Below are 17767 nucleotides of genomic sequence, written 5' to 3' on the forward strand. Positions count from 1 at the left end.
GCGTGACTACCGTCTCCGCCGCGACCGCCGGCAGCGCCGCGGCCGAGCTGCTGGCCGGCTACCGCCCCGGCAGCTCGTCGCTGTTCGCCTCGCCGCGCGGCACGCTGCTCGCCGAGGGCACCTACTTCGCGGTGCCGCCGTCCGGCCGCCGCGACGGCCTGGCCGACCTGGCACGTCGCGTCGACGCCGTGCTCGGCGTGGCCGAGGCCGCCGGTCACGAGGTACGCACCGTGGTCGGGGCCGTCCCGTTCGCGCCGGACGCCGCCGCCCACCTCGTCGTGCCGCTGCGCCTGCGCCGCAGCGGTCCGCCCACGGCGGTGGAGACGCCGCCGGCGCCGGCAGGCGTGGCGTCGGTGCGGCCGGTGCCGCCGCCGGACCGCTACGCGGCTGCCGTCGCGGCGGCGGTCCGGCAGGTCCGCGCCGGCGACTACACCAAGGTGGTGCTGGCCCGGTCGCTGCGGGTCGGCGCGCCGGGCTTCGACCCGGCGCCGGTCGTGCGGGCACTCGCCGCCCGCGAGCCCGGCGGGTACACCTTCGGCGTCGACCTCGGCGGCGGGCGCACCCTGCTCGGCGCCAGCCCCGAACTGCTCGTCGCCCGCCACGGCCGGGTGGTCACCGCCAACCCGCTCGCCGGATCCGCGGCCCGCAGCGCGGACCCCGCCGAGGACCGCCGCCGCGCGGCGGCGCTGCTGCGCTCGGCCAAGGACCGGCACGAGCACGCCGTCGTCAGTGAGGCGGTCGCCCGGGCGCTGCGCCCGTACTGCGCGGAGCTCACCGTGCCCGCGGAGCCGTCGCTGGTGTGCACGGCGACGATGTGGCACCTGTCGACCCTGATCACCGGTGCGGTCACCGACCCGGCCGTGTCCGCGCTGACCCTGGCCACGGCGCTGCACCCGACGCCCGCGGTGTGCGGCACCCCGACCGCGGCGGCCCGCGCGGCCATCGCCTCGTTGGAGCCGTTCGACCGCGGCTTCTACACCGGCATGGTCGGCTGGGTCGACGCCACCGGCGACGGCGAGTGGGCGGTCACCATCCGCTGCGCCACCGCCGACGCGGACGGGCTCGACCTCTTCGCCGGAGCGGGCGTCGTGGCCGACTCCGACCCGGCCGCGGAACTCGTCGAGACCACCGCCAAGCTCGGCACGATGCTCGCCGCGCTCGGTCTGACCAGCCCGGAGCAGTCCGATGTGGCCTGACGAGTTCGCCCGGCGGTATCGCGAGCGCGGTTACTGGACCGGCCAGACGTTCGACGCGCTGCTGCGCGAGCGGGCCGCGACCCACGGCGACCGGGTCGCGGTCGTCGACGGCGAGCGGCACGTCACCTACCGCGAGCTGCGCGACCGCGCGCTGTCGCTGGCGGCCGGCCTGCACCGTCTCGGCGTCCGCCGCGGCGACCGGGTGGTCGTGCAGCTGCCCAACACCGCCGACTACTTCGACGTCGTCTTCGCGCTGTTCCGCCTCGGCGCCCTCCCGGTCCTCGCGCTGCCGGCGCACCGGGCCGCCGAGATCGGCTACTTCTGTTCGCACACCGAGGCCGTCGCCTTCGTCACCACCGACGTGCACGAGGGCTTCGACCACCGCACGCTCGCCGCCGTCGCCGGCGGCGCCACCGTCGTCGTGGCCGGCGACCCGGGGGAGCACACGGCGCTCGCCGGCCTCTACGACGCCGACACGAGCCACCTGCCGCCCGGGCCGTGGCCCGGCGAAACCGCCTTCCTGCAGTTGTCCGGCGGTAGCACCGGACTGCCCAAGCTCATCCCGCGCACTCACGACGACTACCTCTACAGCGTGCGGGCCAGCGCCGAGATCTGCGCCCTCACCGAGGACAGCGTCTACCTGGCCGTGCTCCCCGTGGCGCACAACTTCACGATGTCCTCGCCGGGCGTGCTCGGAGTGTTCCACGCGGGCGGCCGGGTGGTGCTGGCCCGGCGTCCGGATCCGGCCACGGTACTGCCGCTGATCGCCGCCGAGCGGGTCACCGTCACCGCGGTTGTGCCGCCGCTGGCGCAGCTGTGGCTCGACGCCGTCGCCGCCGCACCTGCACCGCCCGACCTGTCGAGCCTGCGGCTGCTGCAGGTGGGCGGCGCGAAACTGGGGAGCACCGTCGCCGCCCGGGTGACGCCGGTGCTCGGCTGCCGGCTCCAGCAGGTGTTCGGGATGGCCGAGGGGCTCGTCAACTACACGCGGCTCGACGACCCGGACGAGATCGTGCTGCACACGCAGGGACGGCCGATCTCGCCCGACGACGAGGTGCGGGTCGTCGACGACGACGACCGCCCGGTCCCGCCGGGCACGGTCGGGCACCTGCTCACCCGTGGCCCCTACACCATCCGCGGCTACTGGCGCGCCGACGAGCACAACCGGGTCGCGTTCACCGCCGACGGCTTCTACCGCACCGGCGACCTGGTCCGCGTGCGCGCCGACGGCTACATCGTGGTCGAGGGCCGGGCCAAGGACCAGATCAACCGGGGCGGCGAGAAGATCGCCGCCGAGGAGGTGGAGAACCACCTGCTCACCCACCCGGCCGTGCACGACGCCGCGATCGTCGCGGTGCCCGACCCGTACCTCGGCGAACGCAGCTGCGCCTATGTCGTCGTCCGCGCCGGGCAGGCTCCGGTCACGCTGGCGACGGTGCGCCGCTACCTGCGGGGACGCGGCCTCGCGGAGTACAAGATCCCCGACCGCCTCCAGATCCTGGACGCGTTCCCCGTCACCGGCGTCGGCAAGGTGAGCCGACGCGTGCTGCGCGCCACGTTGCGTGCCACCCAGGAAGGCTGAACCGTGCTGCCCCGAATCACCCCGTACCCCGTCCCGACCGGCTTCGGCCTGGCTCACTCCAAAGTGGACTGGCGGCCGGACCCGGCCCGGGCCGCACTGCTCGTGCACGACATGCAGCAGTACTTCCTCGCCCCGTTCGGGACCGCCGACCGGGCGCCGGTGGCCCGGGTCGTCGACAACATCGCCGCACTGCGCAAACACGCGCACGAGCTCGGCATGCCGGTCGTCTACTCGGCCCAGCCGGGCGGGCAGAGCCGGACCGAGCGCGGCCTGCTGCAGGACTTCTGGGGCGACGGACCACCGCCGGACGAGCACGCGCTCGCCGTCGTCGACGCCCTCGCGCCGGCCCCGGGCGACATCCGGCTCACCAAGCGCCGCTACAGCGCCTTCGTCGGCACGCCCCTGGCGGAGATCCTCGCCGAGCACGGGCGCGACCAGCTCGTCGTCACCGGCGTCTACGCCCACATCGGCATCCTCGCCACCACCCTCGACGCATTCATGCGCGACCTGCAGCCGTTTGTGGTCGCCGACGCGGTCGCGGACTTCAGCCCGGCGCACCACCGCGACGCCCTGCGCCACGTCGCCGACCGCTGCGGCGTGGTCGCCACCGCCGCCGAGGTCACCGAGTCTCTGCTCGCCGCCGACCCCCGTCACCCGTGACCCGACCCGCGAAAGGCAACCACATGGACTCCACGGTGTACGACCTGGTCGGTATCGGCTTCGGGCCGTCCAACCTGGCCCTCGCGATCGCGATCGAGGAGTACAACACCCGCGCGGCCCGGCCCGAGGACCGCATCTCCGCGGTGTTCGTGGAGAAGCAGGACACCTTCGGCTGGCACCGCGGGATGCTCTTCGAGGACGCCACCATGCAGGTGTCCTTCCTCAAGGACCTCGTCACCATGCGCAACCCGGCCAGCGACTACAGCTTCGTGTCGTACCTGCACGCACACAGCAGGCTCGCCGACTTCATCAACTACAAGACGATGTACCCGCTGCGCGTCGAGTTCCACGACTACCTGGAGTGGGCAGCGGCCCGGGTCACCGTGCCGGTGCTCTACGGCCACACGGCCACCGACGTCGTCCCCGTCGAGGGCGGTGATCTCGTCGACGTCGTCGCCGACGGCCGCGTCCTGCGCGCCCGCAACGTCGTCGTCGCGGTCGGCCTCGAGGCCAGCCTGCCGTCGGGCGTGGCGCCGTCCGAGCGGGTCTGGCACAACCTCGACCTGCTCCACCGGGCCACGGCGTTCGAGGTCGAGCGGCCGAGCCGGTTTGTCGTCGTCGGCGCCGGGCAGAGCGCCGCCGAGTCGGCCGCGTTCCTCCACGAACGCTACCCGGGCGCCGAGGTGTGCGCGGTGTTCTTCCGGTACGGCTACAGCCCGGCCGACGACAGCAACTTCGCCAACCGCATCTTCGACCCGGAGGCCGTCGACCTGTACTTCGACGCGCCCGACGACGTCAAGCGGATGCTGTTCGACTACCACCGCAACACCAACTACTCGGTCGTCGACGGTGACCTCATCGAGGACCTCTACCGGCGGGTTTATCGTGAGCAGGTCCTCGGCCGGCCCCGGCTGCGGATGCTCAACGCCTCCCGGATCGCCGACCTGGACGCGCGTCCCGACGGCGTCACGGCCGTGGTCGAGCACCTGCCCACCGGCGAGCTGACCCCGCTGGACGCCGACGCGATCGTCTTCGCCACCGGCTACCGCCCGGTCGACGCGGCCCGCCTGCTCGGCCAGGCCGGGGCGCACTGCCTGCGCGACGAGGAGCACCTGCTGCGCGTCGGCCGCGACTACCGGGCGGTGACCGACGAACGGCTGAGCGCCGGCGTCTACCTGCAGGGCGGCACCGAGCACGCGCACGGCATCACCTCGACACTGCTGTCGGCGGTGGCGGTGCGCGCAGGTGAGATCGTCGCGTCCGTCGCCGCGCACCCGAGCCCGGCACCGCGGCCGCTGGTGATGACCGGCCTCGCGTGAGCGGCTGGTAGTGCCAGGCCGGCCGACGCTGCGACTATCTCGCGGCCTGCCGGCGCCGCGAATCAGGACGCGCTGCCGGGTCCGGTTCCACGGATTTCGTCGGCCATCAGCGCGACGTGCAACGAGACCCGCACGTCGGGGTCGTCGAGGTCGGCACCCAGCACGCGTTCGATCTGGGCCAGGCGGCCGTAGAAGGCCGCCCGGGAGAGGTGGACCGCGGCGGCAGCGTCCGTCTTGCTCCCGGGGTGCTGTACGAGCGCACGGAGCGCGTCCAGGAGGCCCAGGCCGTGGGTGGCGTCGTGCACCTTCAGCGCGTCGAGCTCGCGATCGACGAAGAGTCGAAGCCGGTCGTCGTCACCCAACAGCGCGAGCAGCCCGCGCAGATGAACGTCCTCCAGCCTGTGCACCGTGCGTTCCCCGGGGGCGCGGACCGCGTCGGCGACCTGGCGCGACTCGCGCAGTGTCCGGTCCGCCTGGGCCGCTCGGTGGACCGCCCGACCCGCGCCCAGGACAACGCGGTGGCGCCCGGCGATCCGGGCCGCGACTCGCTCGACCACGCCGGCGACGTCCGACTCCAGCGGCAGGGACAGCAACGCCCGGACATCCCGGTCCATCTCGCACACCAGCGCCGGCACGTCCTGCTGATGTAGCGCGTGCACCGTCGCCGCCAGCACGTTGTCGAGTGCCGAGTGGGTTCCCTGGGTCGTGAGCCGGTCCCCGACGACCGAGGGGCGGATCGTGATGCCGACGAACTGTCGCCGCTCGATCGGTAGCCCGGCCAGTTCGCACCGGCGCAGCACGTCGCTTGACGTGGGGTCGCTCAACAAGCGACTGAGCAGCTCATGATGGGTGCGGCGGGTCAGGTTGTCGCGGTGCCGGTCGTTCAACCGGTGCATGGTCAGCGCCGCGGCGGCGCGCTCCGCGACGGCGACCAGACTGCGGCTCGGCGGTTCAGGGCAGTCCACGACGAGCCGGCCCCATCCACGATCGCGGGTCCCCAGCCGGGTCAGCAGCCACCCGTTCGCCGTGTCCCAGGTGGTCCGCTCCGCCGACTCCACCCGGCGCGAACGGGCTGCCCAGTCCTCCAGGAAGACGGACACGTTTCCCGGTCCGGCGAGGTAGTCGAGCACCTGGTGCTGGTCGCTCTCGAGGACTACGGCGGCTCCCGAAAGCCGTTGCACCGCGGCCAGGATGTCTCCGGGTCCGGCGTCGCCGAGCCCGAGTTCGGTGAAGGTCTCGTGGACTCGTTCGGCGTTTCGCAGCTCGGTCAGTTGTTCGTCGACGATCCGCTCGCCGACGGCCTGGATGATCGCGGCGAAGCGGACCTCCAGTGTGAGCGAGACCAGAGGCAGGCGGTGCAGCTGGCAGGCCTTGACCAGGGCCGTGGGGAGGTCGGTGCGCCATCGCCGGCCGAGCTCGATCATGAGACCCGCGGCTGCGACCTCGGCCAGCGAGGACGCGAACGTCTCGAGCCCCTCGTCGGATTCCGGCAGCGCGATCCCGGTCATGAGCACGAGGTCGCCGGCGCGCAGCAGCGGGGCGATGTCCGTGAGTTCGGTCGCGTGTACCCATCGCAGCGGTCGGTCCAGCCCGTCAGCTCCCGCGACCACTACAGGCCCGGCGTTGCGAACCACCGGCATGGCGAGCGCATCGCGAACGGTCAGCTGCGACATGCCCCTCCATCCGGTCGACGCGGCCGATCATAAGTCGCCCGAATCCGGCACGCTGGTGACAGATTGTCGGCGAAAAGGGTTCTGACCATACAGTATGCGGCCGGCCGTGGCGGTTGACGCGGGGGAGGATGGCGCCATTCCGACCGCAAGGAGCCTGTATGCCTACCTCCATCCCGCACTGGGCCGCCGGTGCGCCGTACGCCGGGACGTCTGGCCTCACGGCACCGGTGACCAACCCGGCGACGGGTGCCGTAACGGGCACGGTCGCACTCGCTTCGGATGCGGACGCGCATCACGTGATCGAGTCCGCCGCCGAGGCGGTTGCAGCCTGGCGTGCGACCTCCCTCGCCAGGCGAACCCAGATCGTCTTCCGCTTCCGGGAGCTGTTGAACTCCCGCCGGGACGAGCTGGCCTCGATCATCACCGCCGAGCACGGCAAGGTCCACTCCGACGCGGTCGGCGAGGTGACGCGCGGCCAGGAGGTCGTGGAGTTCGCCTGCGGGATCTCGCACCTGCTCAAGGGCTCGCGTTCCGCAGCCGTCTCGACGGGCGTGGATGTGCACAGCGTCCGCCAGCCGCTCGGTGTCGTCGGCATCATCAGCCCGTTCAACTTCCCGGCCATGGTCCCGATGTGGTTCTTCCCCATCGCCATCGCCGCGGGCAACACCGTGGTGCTCAAGCCGAGCGAGAAGGACCCGTCGGCGTCGATCTGGCTGGCGCGACTGTGGAAGGAAGCCGGTCTGCCTGACGGCGTCTTCAACGTGCTGCAAGGCGACAAGACCGCCGTCGACGCACTGCTGCGCAGCCCGCAAGTGGCGGCCATCAGCTTTGTCGGGTCCACCCCGATCGCCGAGTACGTGTACTGCGAGGCCAGCCGCTTCGGCAAGCGGGTTCAGGCCCTCGGCGGTGCGAAGAACCACATGGTGGTCCTGCCGGACGCCGACCTGGACCTGGCGGCGGACGCCGCCGTCAACGCCGGCTACGGCAGTGCCGGCGAGCGCTGCATGGCCATCAGCGTCCTGGTGGCGGTTGAGCCGATCGCGGACGACCTGGTGGCCCGGATCGCCGAACGCACTCGCACCCTGGTCATCGGTGACGGCGCGGCGGGCACCGATCGCGAGGCCGACATGGGCCCGCTGGTGACCCGTGCGCACCGGGATCGGGTCGCCTCCTTCGTCGCCTCCGGAGAGGCCGCCGGGGCAAAGGTTGTCGTCGACGGACGTCAGACGGCCGTGGCCGGTGAGGAGTCGGGATTTTTCCTCGGCCCCACCCTGTTCGACCAGGTGACCCCGGACATGGAGATCTACCGTGAGGAGATCTTCGGGCCGGTCCTGTCCGTAGTGCGGGTTCGCTCCTACGAAGAGGCCCTCGCGCTGGTCAACAGCAACCCCTACGGCAACGGCACCGCGATCTTCACCAACGACGGCGGCGCCGCCCGCCGGTTCGAGCAGGACGTCGAGGTCGGCATGATCGGCGTCAACGTGCCGGTGCCGGTACCCGTCGCCTACTACTCCTTCGGCGGATGGAAGCGATCCTTGTACGGTGACACGCACGCGCACGGTGTCGAGGGCGTGCACTTCTTCACCCGCGGCAAAGTCGTCACCTCCCGCTGGATCGACCCTGCCAACCGGCCCGCGGGCGGCCTCGAACTGGGGTTCCCCCGCAATGACTGACCTTCGCGAAGACAGCCGACCGGAAGGCGTTCTGGCGTCGGCCGGCGCAGTCGAGCGCACTTATGCGCTGGACCGCCGGCACGTCTTTCACTCGTGGTCCGCACAGGCCACGGTCGACCCGATGGTCGTCACCCGAGCCGAGGGATCGTGGCTGTGGGACGGCGACGGGACGAAGCTGCTGGATTTCACCTCCCAGCTGGTGTTCACCAACCTCGGCCACCAGCATCCGCGGATCGTGCGCGCGATCCAGCGTCAGGCCGCGAAGCTGTGCACGATCGCCCCGGCACACGCCAACGACGCCCGTTCGGAAGCGGCGCGACTGATCGCGGCACACACCCCCGCCGACCTGGACCGCGTGTTCTTCACCAACGGCGGAGCCGACGCCAACGAGCACGCGATCCGAATGGCGCGGCTCCACACCGGCCGCCACAAAGTGCTGTCGACCTACCGCTCGTACCACGGCGGCACCCAACTCGCCGTGAACGTCACCGGGGACCCTCGCCGGTGGGCCAGCGACCACGCCACGGCCGGCACCGTCCATTTCTTCGGGCCGTTTCTGTACCGCAGTCCGTTCTCCGCCACGACCGAGCAGGAGGAATGCGAACGCGCGCTCGCCCATCTCGAACAAGTCGTCGCCTTCGAGGGGCCGGAGACGATCGCGGCCGTCGTGCTGGAGTCGATCCCCGGCACCGCGGGGATCATGGTCCCGCCACCGGGCTACCTCCGCGGTGTGCGAGATCTGTGCGATCGGCACGGCATCGTCTACATCGCCGACGAGGTGATGGCCGGGTTCGGCCGCGCGGGCCGCTGGTTCGCCGTCGAGCACGGCGACGTGGCGCCGGACCTGCTGACCTTCGCCAAGGGTGTGAACTGCGGCTACGTTCCTTTGGGCGGAGTGGCGATCAGCGATGCGATCTACGAGACGTTCGCACAGCGGCCCTACCCCGGTGGGCTCACCTACTCGGGGCACCCGCTGGCTTGTGCGGCCGCCGTCGCGACCATCCAGGTGATGGAGGACGAAGGCGTCGTAGATCATGCCGACCGGCTGGGCCGAGAGGTCTTCGGGCCGGCACTCGCCGAACTGGCGCGGAAGCACGCATGGATCGGCGAGGTGAGAGGAGTGGGCGTCTTCTGGGCGCTGGAACTGGTCGCCGACCGGGTGACCCGGGAGCCCCTGGCGCCTTACGGGGGCGGAAGCGCGGCGATGACGGCCATCATGACTGCGGCCAAGGACGAGGGGCTGCTGCCGTTCGTCAACTTCAACCGGATCCACCTCGTCCCGCCGCTGAACATCAGCGCGGACGAGGCCTTGGTCGGCATCGGCATGCTCGACCGGGCGCTGTCCCGGGCCGCTCGCTCCGTGTGATCCGCCGCGGCACATGAGCCGGGGCCTCAGCCGCCGATGCCGCAACGCAGCGGAGCCGTGCGGTGGAACACGAGAGCGGTCACAGTCCGGCTCGGGTGCCACCGCTTGTCGGATGCCTTGCTTCGGTCTCGAGCGACCTCTATGGTTGGGGCGTCCGGGTGAGAGGCGCTGCAACGGACCTGCCGGTCCGCCACGCTCGCCCGGAGGCAGTGATCTCAAGGGCGCCTTCCCATACGGGGAGGCGCGGTGCGCACGTCTATGACGGCCGGGGGTTCCAGCGGCTGTCCGGCGATAGCACGGCGGTTGAAGTCGCCCGTGGAGGCGGCGGTGATGGCTGCCGGCATCGAGGCTGTCTCTTCCGCGTATGCCCAGTGGGTCACTCCGGATCTGCCGCTGTACGGCAACGACCACGACCGCGGCGATTTCGCTCCCTGACACGAGTGCCGGTTTCCGGCTCTTCATGCCCTCTTCCGGCCACTCGTGTCTTCGTTCTGGGAGCGATTCATCATGCCCGATTCCGGGATTCGTGCCGTGCTGCGTGCCCCGCAGGTCCTGCTGGTCCTCACCGCCAGCCAGGTCGGCCGCCTACCCCTGGCCTCGGCGCCGCTGGCGCTGCTGGTGTACGCCCGACAGGCGCAGAGCCTCGCGCTGGCCGGGATTGTCGTCGCCATCTACACCGCCGGGATGGCGGTCACCGCGCCGCTGCTGGCCCGCACGGTCGATCGCTGGCGGCAGTCACCGGTGCTCTGGGGCTCGGCGGCGTTCTCAGCGGTCGGGTTCGCCCTCGTTGCGTACGGTGGTCACCGGATCTCGATCATGCTGCTGGGGGCGGCGGTCGCGGGCCTCGGCACCCCGCCGCTGGAGGCCTGCCTGCGGGCGCTGTGGCCCGCGCTGGTGCCATCGGCCCTGGTACCGGTGGCGTACACCCTGGACATCGCGGTCCAGGAGATCATCTTCGTGGTTGGTCCGTTGATCACGCTGTCGGCGGTCGCATTGAGCGGCCCGGCGGCGGGAGTGCTCACCGCGGCAGCGCTCCAGTTAGGTGGGGTGGCGGCCTTCACCGTGGCCCCCGCCGTCCGCGAATGGCGCGGCGTGCCGGCGCACCGGCACTGGGCCGGCCCGCTGCGGGTCCGGCACTTCTCGATCATGGTCGTGGGCGTGGCCTGCGTGGGGGCGGCGGTAGGCAGCCTGCCGGTCGCGCTGACCGGGTATGCGGAGGCGGCCGGCGACCGGTCGCTGACCGGGTGGCTGCTCGCGGCCCAGGCCGGTGGGGCGCTGATCGGAGGTCTGCTCTACACACGCGCCGCTCCGGGTGACGCCCGGCGGTTGCCGCTGCTCGCGGTCGCTTTTGCGGCAGGTTATGTACCGTTGGTGGGCGTGCCCGGTCCGGGATTCATGGCGGCGCTGGTGGCGGTCAGCGGACTGGCCTTGCCGCCGCTGCTGACCGCGGTGTTCCTCGCTGCCGACCGGCTGGCGCCGAAGGGGACGGCGGTGGAGGCGTTCGCCTGGATCATGACCGCATTCACGGTGGGGAGCGCGCTGGGTGCCGCGCTGACCGGGACATTGGCAGAGACGAACCTTCGGTACGGCTTCCTGTTCGCTCCAGCGATCGGAGTGGTGTCGGTGCTGTCCATGGCGCTCGTCTCCGGTGAGCGAACCCGGCGCCGGTGACGCCGGTCCAGCCGCGCTCTGACTGAGCGTTGGCCTGGTCAGGTCAGGGGGTCCGGGTCTGTGCCGTAGAACCCGGCGGCGTCGGTGTCGGAGAGGCTGATCGAGTCTGGGTGGGGTGCGGTGGTGTGCTCGGATGCGTCGCCACGGAGGTCGATCCCGATCCCCTCCCGCCTGAGGTCGGCTTCGAGTGTGTCGGGCAGGTCTCCCGGTGCGAGGCCGGGGTGCTCGGCCCGGGCGTTTCCGGCGAGCCGCGCCACGCGGGGGCGGGTCTGGCTGTCCCACGGTGGTAGCCGGATGTGGACGGTGTGCGTGACGCCGCGCAGAGCGACCGTGGCGTGGATCTGGCCAGCCTGGATCGTGAACGAGGTGACGCCGTCGTTGCGGGCGATGCTGCGTGCCTTGGGCAGGAGCGGGTTCGGTACTGCCACCTTCGAGGTCTCGATGGTTTTCAGCCAGGCCCGGCCCCAGGGGGTGGCCCCGAACTCGGCCATCAGATCAGCCTTTCGTCGTCGAGCCGGAGGACGTGGAGTACTGCTTGGGCGGCAGGTCCGCGGCGACGTCCGCCTTCGTCCGTCGCAATAGGTGCGGCGCGACCAGTCCGTTGAGGCGTGCCGCGGCGGTCGCCGAGCGACGCTGCTCGATCGGGGTGGCGAAGTGTTGCCGGAAGCGTGCCCGGTTGCCGAGCAGCCCGGGGTTGGTCACGTTGAGGATGGACCAGAGACGGAGGCAACCGACATGCGCAATGTGGTCTGGCTGATCAGCGGGTACGCCGCGATCAGCCTGCTGACACTGGTGGCGGTGATCTGCGGATCTTTTCGGGAGCAAGTCACTAGGCCGAAATGAGTACCGCTACTCGGTCGGCGCGGATGCACGACGGTCAAGACTTGCCACATGACACTCACCGGTCGCGGCAACTCGCCTGAACGCGGTGTTCCACCGATGTCCGAAGCGGCTCGGTCGAACTGGCTGCTGTGGTCCTTGCTCCTGCCGGCCCTCGCTGTTCCCGGTGCGCTGAATTCGCTGTGGGGCGGAATCGTCCTCACCACGCCGTTCTTCGGCGAAGAGCCGTCGCCCATCGACCGGGCGACCGCCGCTGCCGCCATGTGGTCCGGTGTGTCTTTGTGCCTGTTCACCGCGATCGTCACCGCAATCGTGTCGCGCCGGTTCGTGGCACCTGCGCTGTGCGGTGTCGCGGCGCTCGGCTTGGCGTTGCTCGTCCTCACACGTTGGGACACGAGTGTCCCGCTCAGCAGCGCCGAGTTTCGTGTCGGGTGGGCCGCGGCATGGTGGTCGCCGACGAGCTGGATCGTCGTGGTCGTTGCCGTCGTGCTCCCGGTGCGCAGCGCGTATCGGGCGGTCTCGCACCGCCGATCATCCTCCCGCAGCGTGTTATGACGCCATTTTCCTGGTGAGGGCGGCGACCAGATCGCTCACCTCAGGCACGCCGGCGAGCCCGGCCGGCGTGGAATAGATTCGGCAAGCCAGCGTGCCGGCCGCGGCCGCGGTGTCGAACAGGTCGGCGCCGTCGACGGTGAAGGTGGGCGATCCGGCGAAGCCGAGCGCGGCCGCCTCGGCGTCGGTCTCCACCGGCACGAACGCGATCGGAACGTCGGCGCGGCCTACCTCGTCCATGGCCTGCCGCAGCCGCTGTCCGGCTGTCCGCCAATTCGGGCAGCCGGCGAAATACCACACCGTCACCTGCACACCTACGATTCTGCTCTACGCCGGCGCTATGCGGAAGCAGCTCGAGCTTCCGCATGAAGTGGTGGTCGCTACCGGTGCTGCCAACGCTGGTCGGGCCAGGCGGAGTCGACCAGATCTGTGCAGGCGTTGCCGCAGGTGTGCGGGTAGGCGACATCAGTGACGAGGTCCGCCGGGGCGGAGTTGAGGGCGTTGGGGTAGGAGATCTCACGGGCCGGTCCGGTGAGGGGCAGACCGTGCCGGTGCAGCCATCCGGAGACGGTGTGGTGGGCGACCAGGACTCGGGGATAGAGGGCATCGGCGGGCGGCAGAGAGACGTAGACCTGCGCGTGCGCCGGCTCCAGGCGCACACCGATCCGGCCGCGCGGCTCGACGCTGCCTTCTGTAGGGGCGCAGACCTCCACCGATCCTTCGGAATCCTCCGAGACGAGGCTGTGGAAGCAGACGTACAGCGGCCCGGTGAGGGGCAACTGGGCCCCCGGAGCAGGGCGAACAGTTCCTCGCAGGGACTTGATGCCACCGGTGGCGTCGACTCCGCTCCAAGCCGTGGTCGACAAAAGTGGCTCTCGCTCCCGTTCTCGCGAATGTAGCGACCACCGCTTCATGCAGAAGCTCGAACTGCTTCCGCGTAGGGCCGGCGAAGAGCAGGCATGCGTTCGCGAGCCCGCACAGGACCGGAGAGGCGTTCGTGCTCTTCGACGGGCTGTTGTTGTCTTGCTATCTCGGTGGTGTCACACCGTCACGACGGGGCAGCGACCGGCCGACGCCCATGGCGACGACACCGCCGATCCAAGCCGCACTGGCCCAGACGGCGTGAAACACGTATCCCGGCAACTGTTGCAAGTCGCGGACCTCGTTGACGACCGCCACCAACAGGTATGCCGCCGACACCGCTACGACGATCACCAGGAGTCGGGCCAGCGGCCGCCGCGCGTTTGCAAAGACGCTGAGGATCGCGCCTGGAACAGCCAAGAGCACGTACGAAAGACGTATGCCGTCGCTGGCGGACCAGGCCCAGTCGAAGACCAACGCCACGCCGGTGGCGAGGACAACAACGGTCGTCAGCCAGGCTAGGCTCGACCGCCACGAGAAGTCATCGCCATCGGCCACGTACCGATTGTAGAGCGCCGCAGGCTGCACGCCCTGGTCGCCGCTGTGCGAGGCGTCGGAGTGAAGATTCAGACTGAGATGTCGACGGGCGGGCGCAGCGGGGCGAGGTTCGCGAGCGCTTCGTGCATCGGGTTCTTCCGGAATGCGTCCACGAGCCGGTTGTCCGGGTCGCCGGGCCCGTCGAAGGCGGGGAATGCGACCTGTTCGCACGCCGCCTGGAAACGCGGGCCCCACTTGCGGGCGCCGAGCCGGGCCGTGACCGAGCAGTTGTCCACCATGTAGGCGACGTCGCGGGCGTGCATGTACGGCAGCAGCGAGTCCACCGCCTCGATGATCGACTCGTTGATGATCTCTGACCAGGGGTGGCCGCGTTCGGCGAGCAGATCCACCTGGGCGGTCAACACGGCGAGGAAGGCGCCCGCGGTGAACGGCTCGACCGGCAGGTCACGCTCGGTGCGCCGGGCCCGCACCGCCGGACCGGCCGCCCACATCGGCGACCCGCTGATCGGTGCCATCGGCCGGCTGGCCAGCCGCTCGGCGGCCAGCACCACGCTGCGCAACTCGTTGCCCGAATCGACCTCGTCGTAGATCTCCGCGACCAAGTCGAGGGCCGGCCGGTAGGTGGCCGCGTACGCCCGGTCGAAGACGTCCTGGCCGGCCGGGCCCAGCCGGTCGCGCACTGCGGCCAGCCCGTCGGCGGAGATGGTCCGCGCGATGGGCCCGGTCACGTTCTCGCAGGAGCGCTCGTAGGCGGTCTGCGGGTCGTCGCCGGCGAGTCGGAAGCGTTGGTAGAGGCTTTCCACCAGTCCGTGGACGGCGCCGAGGAGGATGGCCCGCTCGCCGACGATGTCAGATCGGTATTCGTGGTTCAGCGTGGTGCCGAACGTGTAGGGCGAGCCCAGCCCGATCGACCATGCCAGCGCGCGCTCGACGGCCCGCCCGTCGTGGTCGCGGTGCACGGCCACGCTGCTGTTGATGCCGGCGCCGTTGACCTGCGCGCCCTGCAGGTAGAGCCGCCGCACCGAGTCGCCCATCCCCTTTGGGCAGACGGCGATGACGCTGATGTCGGCCGGGAAATCACCGCCGGTCTGGCTCAGGTGACCGACTAGGAAGCCGTGTGAGAGCCCCAGCGTCGTGCCGGGCCGCAGCGCGGCGAACAGCTCTCGGTGGTGTGCGGCGAGAGCCGCGTCGGAGACGAGCGCGATGACCAGGTCGCTGCTGGCTGCCACGGACAGCCAGTCGCCCAGCGTGCCGTCGTCGGTCCGGAACCCCTCGGTCCGCGCCGCGTCCACCGAGGCGGAGCCGGGCCGCAGCCCCACCGCCACCGGGATCTGGCTGCCGGCCAGCGAGTCGCGTAGGTTCAGCGCCTGTGCCCGGCCCTGTGGTCCCCACCCGAGCACGCCGATCCGGCGTACGCCGGCGAGGGCGGCCGGTAGCAACGCGAACAGGTGCCGCCCGCCGGGCACGATCGTCTCGGCGCCACCGGGCAGATCAACGCTGCGGACGGGGAAGATCTGGGATGTGAGTGCGGCCATGACGCCGTTCTACCGGCGACAATCAAGTTGCAGCAAGCGCAATCATCGCAACGACACGTTGCAGGAGATGGAAGATGGACTCACTGGAACCGCTCCGGGTGTTCCTGCACCTGGCCGACACGCTCAACTTCGGTCGCACCAGCGTGGAGCGGCACCTCAGCCCGGCCACCCTCACCCGAACCGTCCAACGGCTGGAGACCCAGGTCGGCCAGCGCCTGCTCGACCGCGGACCGCGCGGCGTCGCGCTCACCGAGGAGGGCCGGCGCTTCACCGAGTACGCCCGGCAGGCGCTCGCCCTGTGGACGGACTACCGCGAGCACGGCCGGGACGCAGCGGGCCTCAGCGGCACCCTGAGGATCTTCTCCTCCGTGACCGCGGGCCAGGCGATCCTGCCCGACCTACTGGCGCCGTTCCGCCGGGCCCATCCGCAGGTGCGGCTGGAGTTGCAAACCGGCGACGCGGCCGGCGCGATCGGCCGGCTCGACGAAGGCACGGTCGACGTCACCGTCGCCGCACTGCCGGCCCGCGTGCCCGAACACCTGGCCAGCGCGCCGGTGACCGACACGCCGCTGGTGTGTGTCGTGGCCCGCACCGCCCGGCCGCTGCGAACCGCAGCCCGCACCGGTGACTGGGCCGCGGTGCCCTTCGTACTCCCTCGCAGCGGCCTCGCCCGCGACGCCGCCCGGCGCTGGTTCCGCCGGCAGCGGCTCGACCCGACGATCGCCGCGGAGGTCGACGGGCACGAGGCGCTCCTCACCCTCGTCGCGCTGGGCGTCGGCGCCGGCGTCGTACCCCGCCTGGTGCTGGACACCAGCGGGGTCAAGGACCGCCTCGCGGCCGTGCCCACCGATCCGCCGATCGGCACCTTCGCCATCGGCCTGTGCGCACGCCGCACCGATCTGCGCCGGCCCATCCTCTCGGCGCTGTGGGCCTCGGTGGCGCCGGCCCGATCCGGACGTCAGGAGCCGGCATAACGTCCTGCACGTAGACGTCGTATCGCCAGCGCCGGGCAGGTCCTTCGCTGGTCAGGCACGCCTGACCAGGAGGGAACGCTTCGTGTGACAGCGCTGCCTATTCTGGTGGCGTGGTTCGTTGGCCTTGATCCTGCAGAACTCGAACCAGACGTGCGAGGTCGTTGCGGAGCGCGGGCCAGTTGATGTCAGTCGCTTCGGCCTCAATGGCGTCGACCCACTTGCCGTGCTCACGGCTGATTGTCGAGAGCGCGGCTGCGCCGCGGTCGGTGACGACGAACAGCCTGGACAGGCGGTGCCGTGGGTTCTCGTCGTAGCGTCCGAGGCCTTCGGCCACGAGATCGTCGGCGATGCGTTGGTTTGCGGATCTTCGTGTCAGGCCCGGCGGATCGGCATGTGCGTCGGTGCCGACGGTCCGCCGAGAAACGTCGCGATTAGGCCGGTACACAACTGCGGCTTCTCGATCAGCAGCGTGTGCGTGGCACCTGGCACCACGGCGAGTTCGGCGTCGGGCAGCCCGAGGTAGAGCTCCAGCGTGTGCTCCAGGGAGACGGCGTCGTCGTCGCCGACGAGCACCAGCGTGCGGCAGCCGACCGCTTTCAACTCGGCCGCCGTCAGCGCCAGGTCGCATGCCTCGGCCGAGGCGGCGATCCGCTCGATGACGGAGGTCAGGTGCCCGGGCCCGTTCGGCGACACCTCGGCATGCTGGTCGTAGATGATCTGCGGGATGTCAGCGGGCGATGCGGGCGGCAGCAGCCAGCCGTTCTGGTGGAACGCGCCGCTGATCAGCACCAGCCGGGATACCAGGTCTGGACGGGCCAGCGCGGTCAGCAGCGCCACCACCGCGCCCGCGCTGTAGCCGACCAGTGCCGCGGGTCCACCCACCACGGTCTGCAGGAACGCGATCGTGTCCGCGGCCATGAGCTGCGGACTGAGCGGGCCACCCGGGTCCGGGGTGTGCCCGTGGCCGCGCCGTTCCGGCAGGTAGAGCCGGAATGATCCGGCCAGCGCGTCCAGGTTGCCGGCGAAGCAGCGCGAGTCGACGATCGCGCCGTGCATCAGCACCACCGGATCGCCCGTGCCACGCTCGTCGTACCACGTGCGCACTCCGTTGACCTCGACGTACCGATGCACTGCGACCTCCCCGCCGTCCGCTCGCACCCGATCATGTCGCACCCCGGCCGGTCCCGCAGACCCTGGCCCGCCGGCTGGACCGGCCATCGAGTCACCGGGCCGATCGATCGCTGGACACACGTCACGGTACGCGGCATAGCGGGTGCTCGCAGCGTCGAGCCGGCGTTCACGACGGA

General features: G+C 71.0%; 18 protein-coding genes and 1 riboswitch. Of the genes, 9 read left to right on the forward strand and 9 right to left on the reverse strand.

The annotated features are described in order from the left end of the window. The first annotated feature begins 2 nt into the window (after window positions 1-2). From Dfulv_RS14760 to Dfulv_RS14775, 4 genes are read left to right on the forward strand one after another with little or no spacing between them, the layout of a single operon-like run. Window positions 3-1196 carry an isochorismate synthase gene (locus tag Dfulv_RS14760; protein WP_259863537.1) on the forward strand — a complete coding sequence of 398 codons (1194 nt, stop codon included), beginning with the start codon at window positions 3-5 and terminating at the stop codon, window positions 1194-1196. Beyond that, window positions 1186-2778 (forward strand): (2,3-dihydroxybenzoyl)adenylate synthase, encoded by a 1593-nt coding sequence (locus Dfulv_RS14765; RefSeq protein WP_259863538.1) that lies wholly within the window; start codon window positions 1186-1188, stop codon window positions 2776-2778. The genes Dfulv_RS14760 and Dfulv_RS14765 overlap by 11 nt, the downstream gene beginning before the upstream one ends. A gap of 3 nt (window positions 2779-2781) precedes the next feature. Continuing rightward, entirely contained in the window at window positions 2782-3438 is a 657-nt protein-coding gene (locus tag Dfulv_RS14770) for an isochorismatase family protein (RefSeq protein ID WP_259863539.1), read from the forward strand. Between the two features lie 23 nt (window positions 3439-3461). Continuing rightward, a complete protein-coding gene (locus Dfulv_RS14775) occupies window positions 3462-4757 on the forward strand; it encodes a lysine N(6)-hydroxylase/L-ornithine N(5)-oxygenase family protein (protein ID WP_259863540.1) in 1296 nt (431 codons plus the stop codon). A 62-nt stretch (window positions 4758-4819) separates the two neighbouring features. On the opposite strand, the gene Dfulv_RS14780 is transcribed toward Dfulv_RS14775, so the two are convergent. Beyond that, the gene (locus Dfulv_RS14780) at window positions 4820-6430 is read right to left on the reverse strand and encodes a PucR family transcriptional regulator (protein WP_259863541.1); all 1611 of its coding nucleotides are present in this window, start codon (window positions 6428-6430) and stop codon (window positions 4820-4822) included. Between the two features lie 158 nt (window positions 6431-6588). Between Dfulv_RS14780 and Dfulv_RS14785 the strand changes: the two genes are divergently transcribed. The 3 genes from Dfulv_RS14785 to Dfulv_RS14795 all read left to right on the forward strand — a co-directional run bounded on the left by Dfulv_RS14785 (window position 6589) and on the right by Dfulv_RS14795 (window position 11140). Then, on the forward strand, window positions 6589-8103 hold the full coding sequence (locus tag Dfulv_RS14785; protein WP_259863542.1) for a CoA-acylating methylmalonate-semialdehyde dehydrogenase: 1515 nt from the start codon (window positions 6589-6591) through the stop codon (window positions 8101-8103). Beyond that, window positions 8096-9469: an aspartate aminotransferase family protein gene (locus tag Dfulv_RS14790; protein WP_259863543.1), complete on the forward strand. Its 1374-nt coding sequence runs from the start codon at window positions 8096-8098 to the stop codon at window positions 9467-9469. Before Dfulv_RS14785 ends, Dfulv_RS14790 begins: the two co-directional genes overlap by 8 nt. A gap of 154 nt (window positions 9470-9623) precedes the next feature. Next, window positions 9624-9703, forward strand: a riboswitch (S-adenosyl-L-homocysteine riboswitch). A gap of 273 nt (window positions 9704-9976) precedes the next feature. After that, on the forward strand, window positions 9977-11140 hold the full coding sequence (locus tag Dfulv_RS14795) for an MFS transporter (RefSeq protein WP_259863544.1): 1164 nt from the start codon (window positions 9977-9979) through the stop codon (window positions 11138-11140). A 38-nt stretch (window positions 11141-11178) separates the two neighbouring features. On the opposite strand, the gene Dfulv_RS14800 is transcribed toward Dfulv_RS14795, so the two are convergent. Both Dfulv_RS14800 and Dfulv_RS14805 read right to left on the reverse strand, forming a co-directional pair. Next, window positions 11179-11631 carry a hypothetical protein gene (locus tag Dfulv_RS14800; RefSeq protein ID WP_259863545.1) on the reverse strand — a complete coding sequence of 151 codons (453 nt, stop codon included), beginning with the start codon at window positions 11629-11631 and terminating at the stop codon, window positions 11179-11181. A 4-nt stretch (window positions 11632-11635) separates the two neighbouring features. Beyond that, the gene (locus tag Dfulv_RS14805) at window positions 11636-11842 is read right to left on the reverse strand and encodes an SNF2-related protein (RefSeq protein WP_259863546.1); all 207 of its coding nucleotides are present in this window, start codon (window positions 11840-11842) and stop codon (window positions 11636-11638) included. 237 nt (window positions 11843-12079) lie between these two features. On the opposite strand from Dfulv_RS14805, the gene Dfulv_RS14810 reads away from it, so the two are divergent. Then, window positions 12080-12535: a hypothetical protein gene (locus tag Dfulv_RS14810; RefSeq protein ID WP_259863547.1), complete on the forward strand. Its 456-nt coding sequence runs from the start codon at window positions 12080-12082 to the stop codon at window positions 12533-12535. Here Dfulv_RS14810 and Dfulv_RS14815 read toward each other — a convergent pair. The 4 genes from Dfulv_RS14815 to Dfulv_RS14830 all read right to left on the reverse strand — a co-directional run bounded on the left by Dfulv_RS14815 (window position 12530) and on the right by Dfulv_RS14830 (window position 15486). Further along, the gene (locus Dfulv_RS14815) at window positions 12530-12844 is read right to left on the reverse strand and encodes a thioredoxin family protein (protein WP_259863548.1); all 315 of its coding nucleotides are present in this window, start codon (window positions 12842-12844) and stop codon (window positions 12530-12532) included. The two genes, Dfulv_RS14810 and Dfulv_RS14815, sit on opposite strands and share 6 nt — an antisense overlap. Window positions 12845-12912: 68 nt before the next feature. After that, window positions 12913-13311, reverse strand: coding sequence for a hypothetical protein (locus tag Dfulv_RS14820; protein ID WP_259863549.1), 399 nt, complete (start codon window positions 13309-13311; stop codon window positions 12913-12915). A gap of 247 nt (window positions 13312-13558) precedes the next feature. Then, on the reverse strand, window positions 13559-13981 hold the full coding sequence (locus Dfulv_RS14825; protein ID WP_259863550.1) for a hypothetical protein: 423 nt from the start codon (window positions 13979-13981) through the stop codon (window positions 13559-13561). Window positions 13982-14019: 38 nt separating this feature from the next. Next, window positions 14020-15486 (reverse strand): ketol-acid reductoisomerase, encoded by a 1467-nt coding sequence (locus tag Dfulv_RS14830; RefSeq protein ID WP_259863551.1) that lies wholly within the window; start codon window positions 15484-15486, stop codon window positions 14020-14022. A gap of 74 nt (window positions 15487-15560) precedes the next feature. Between Dfulv_RS14830 and ilvY the strand changes: the two genes are divergently transcribed. Beyond that, window positions 15561-16460, forward strand: coding sequence for an HTH-type transcriptional activator IlvY (gene ilvY, locus Dfulv_RS14835; RefSeq protein WP_259863552.1), 900 nt, complete (start codon window positions 15561-15563; stop codon window positions 16458-16460). A 97-nt stretch (window positions 16461-16557) separates the two neighbouring features. Here the strand turns inward: ilvY and Dfulv_RS14840 are convergent, their stop codons facing one another. Beyond that, complete coding sequence (locus tag Dfulv_RS14840; RefSeq protein WP_259863554.1) at window positions 16558-16794, reverse strand: hypothetical protein; 237 nt, start codon at window positions 16792-16794, stop codon at window positions 16558-16560. A gap of 38 nt (window positions 16795-16832) precedes the next feature. Continuing rightward, on the reverse strand, window positions 16833-17591 hold the full coding sequence (locus tag Dfulv_RS14845; protein ID WP_259863555.1) for an alpha/beta fold hydrolase: 759 nt from the start codon (window positions 17589-17591) through the stop codon (window positions 16833-16835). Between the last annotated feature and the right edge of the window lie 176 nt (window positions 17592-17767).

Source organism: Dactylosporangium fulvum, from assembly GCF_025137375.1.
GTDB lineage: Bacteria > Actinomycetota > Actinomycetes > Mycobacteriales > Micromonosporaceae > Dactylosporangium > Dactylosporangium fulvum.

Excerpts from the sequence above, each read along its gene's own strand:
- Dfulv_RS14795 (WP_259863544.1), top strand. The coding sequence starts at position 9,977 with ATGCCCGATTCCGGGATTCGTGCCGTGCTGCGTGCCCCGCAGGTCCTG.
- Dfulv_RS14775 (WP_259863540.1), top strand. The coding sequence starts at position 3,462 with ATGGACTCCACGGTGTACGACCTGGTCGGTATCGGCTTCGGGCCGTCC.
- Dfulv_RS14800 (WP_259863545.1), bottom strand. The coding sequence starts at position 11,631 with ATGGCCGAGTTCGGGGCCACCCCCTGGGGCCGGGCCTGGCTGAAAACC.
- Dfulv_RS14765 (WP_259863538.1), top strand. The coding sequence starts at position 1,186 with ATGTGGCCTGACGAGTTCGCCCGGCGGTATCGCGAGCGCGGTTACTGG.
- Dfulv_RS14830 (WP_259863551.1), bottom strand. The coding sequence starts at position 15,486 with ATGGCCGCACTCACATCCCAGATCTTCCCCGTCCGCAGCGTTGATCTG.
- Dfulv_RS14810 (WP_259863547.1), top strand. The coding sequence starts at position 12,080 with ATGTCCGAAGCGGCTCGGTCGAACTGGCTGCTGTGGTCCTTGCTCCTG.
- ilvY (WP_259863552.1), top strand. The coding sequence starts at position 15,561 with ATGGACTCACTGGAACCGCTCCGGGTGTTCCTGCACCTGGCCGACACG.
- Dfulv_RS14785 (WP_259863542.1), top strand. The coding sequence starts at position 6,589 with ATGCCTACCTCCATCCCGCACTGGGCCGCCGGTGCGCCGTACGCCGGG.
- Dfulv_RS14790 (WP_259863543.1), top strand. The coding sequence starts at position 8,096 with ATGACTGACCTTCGCGAAGACAGCCGACCGGAAGGCGTTCTGGCGTCG.
- Dfulv_RS14780 (WP_259863541.1), bottom strand. The coding sequence starts at position 6,430 with ATGTCGCAGCTGACCGTTCGCGATGCGCTCGCCATGCCGGTGGTTCGC.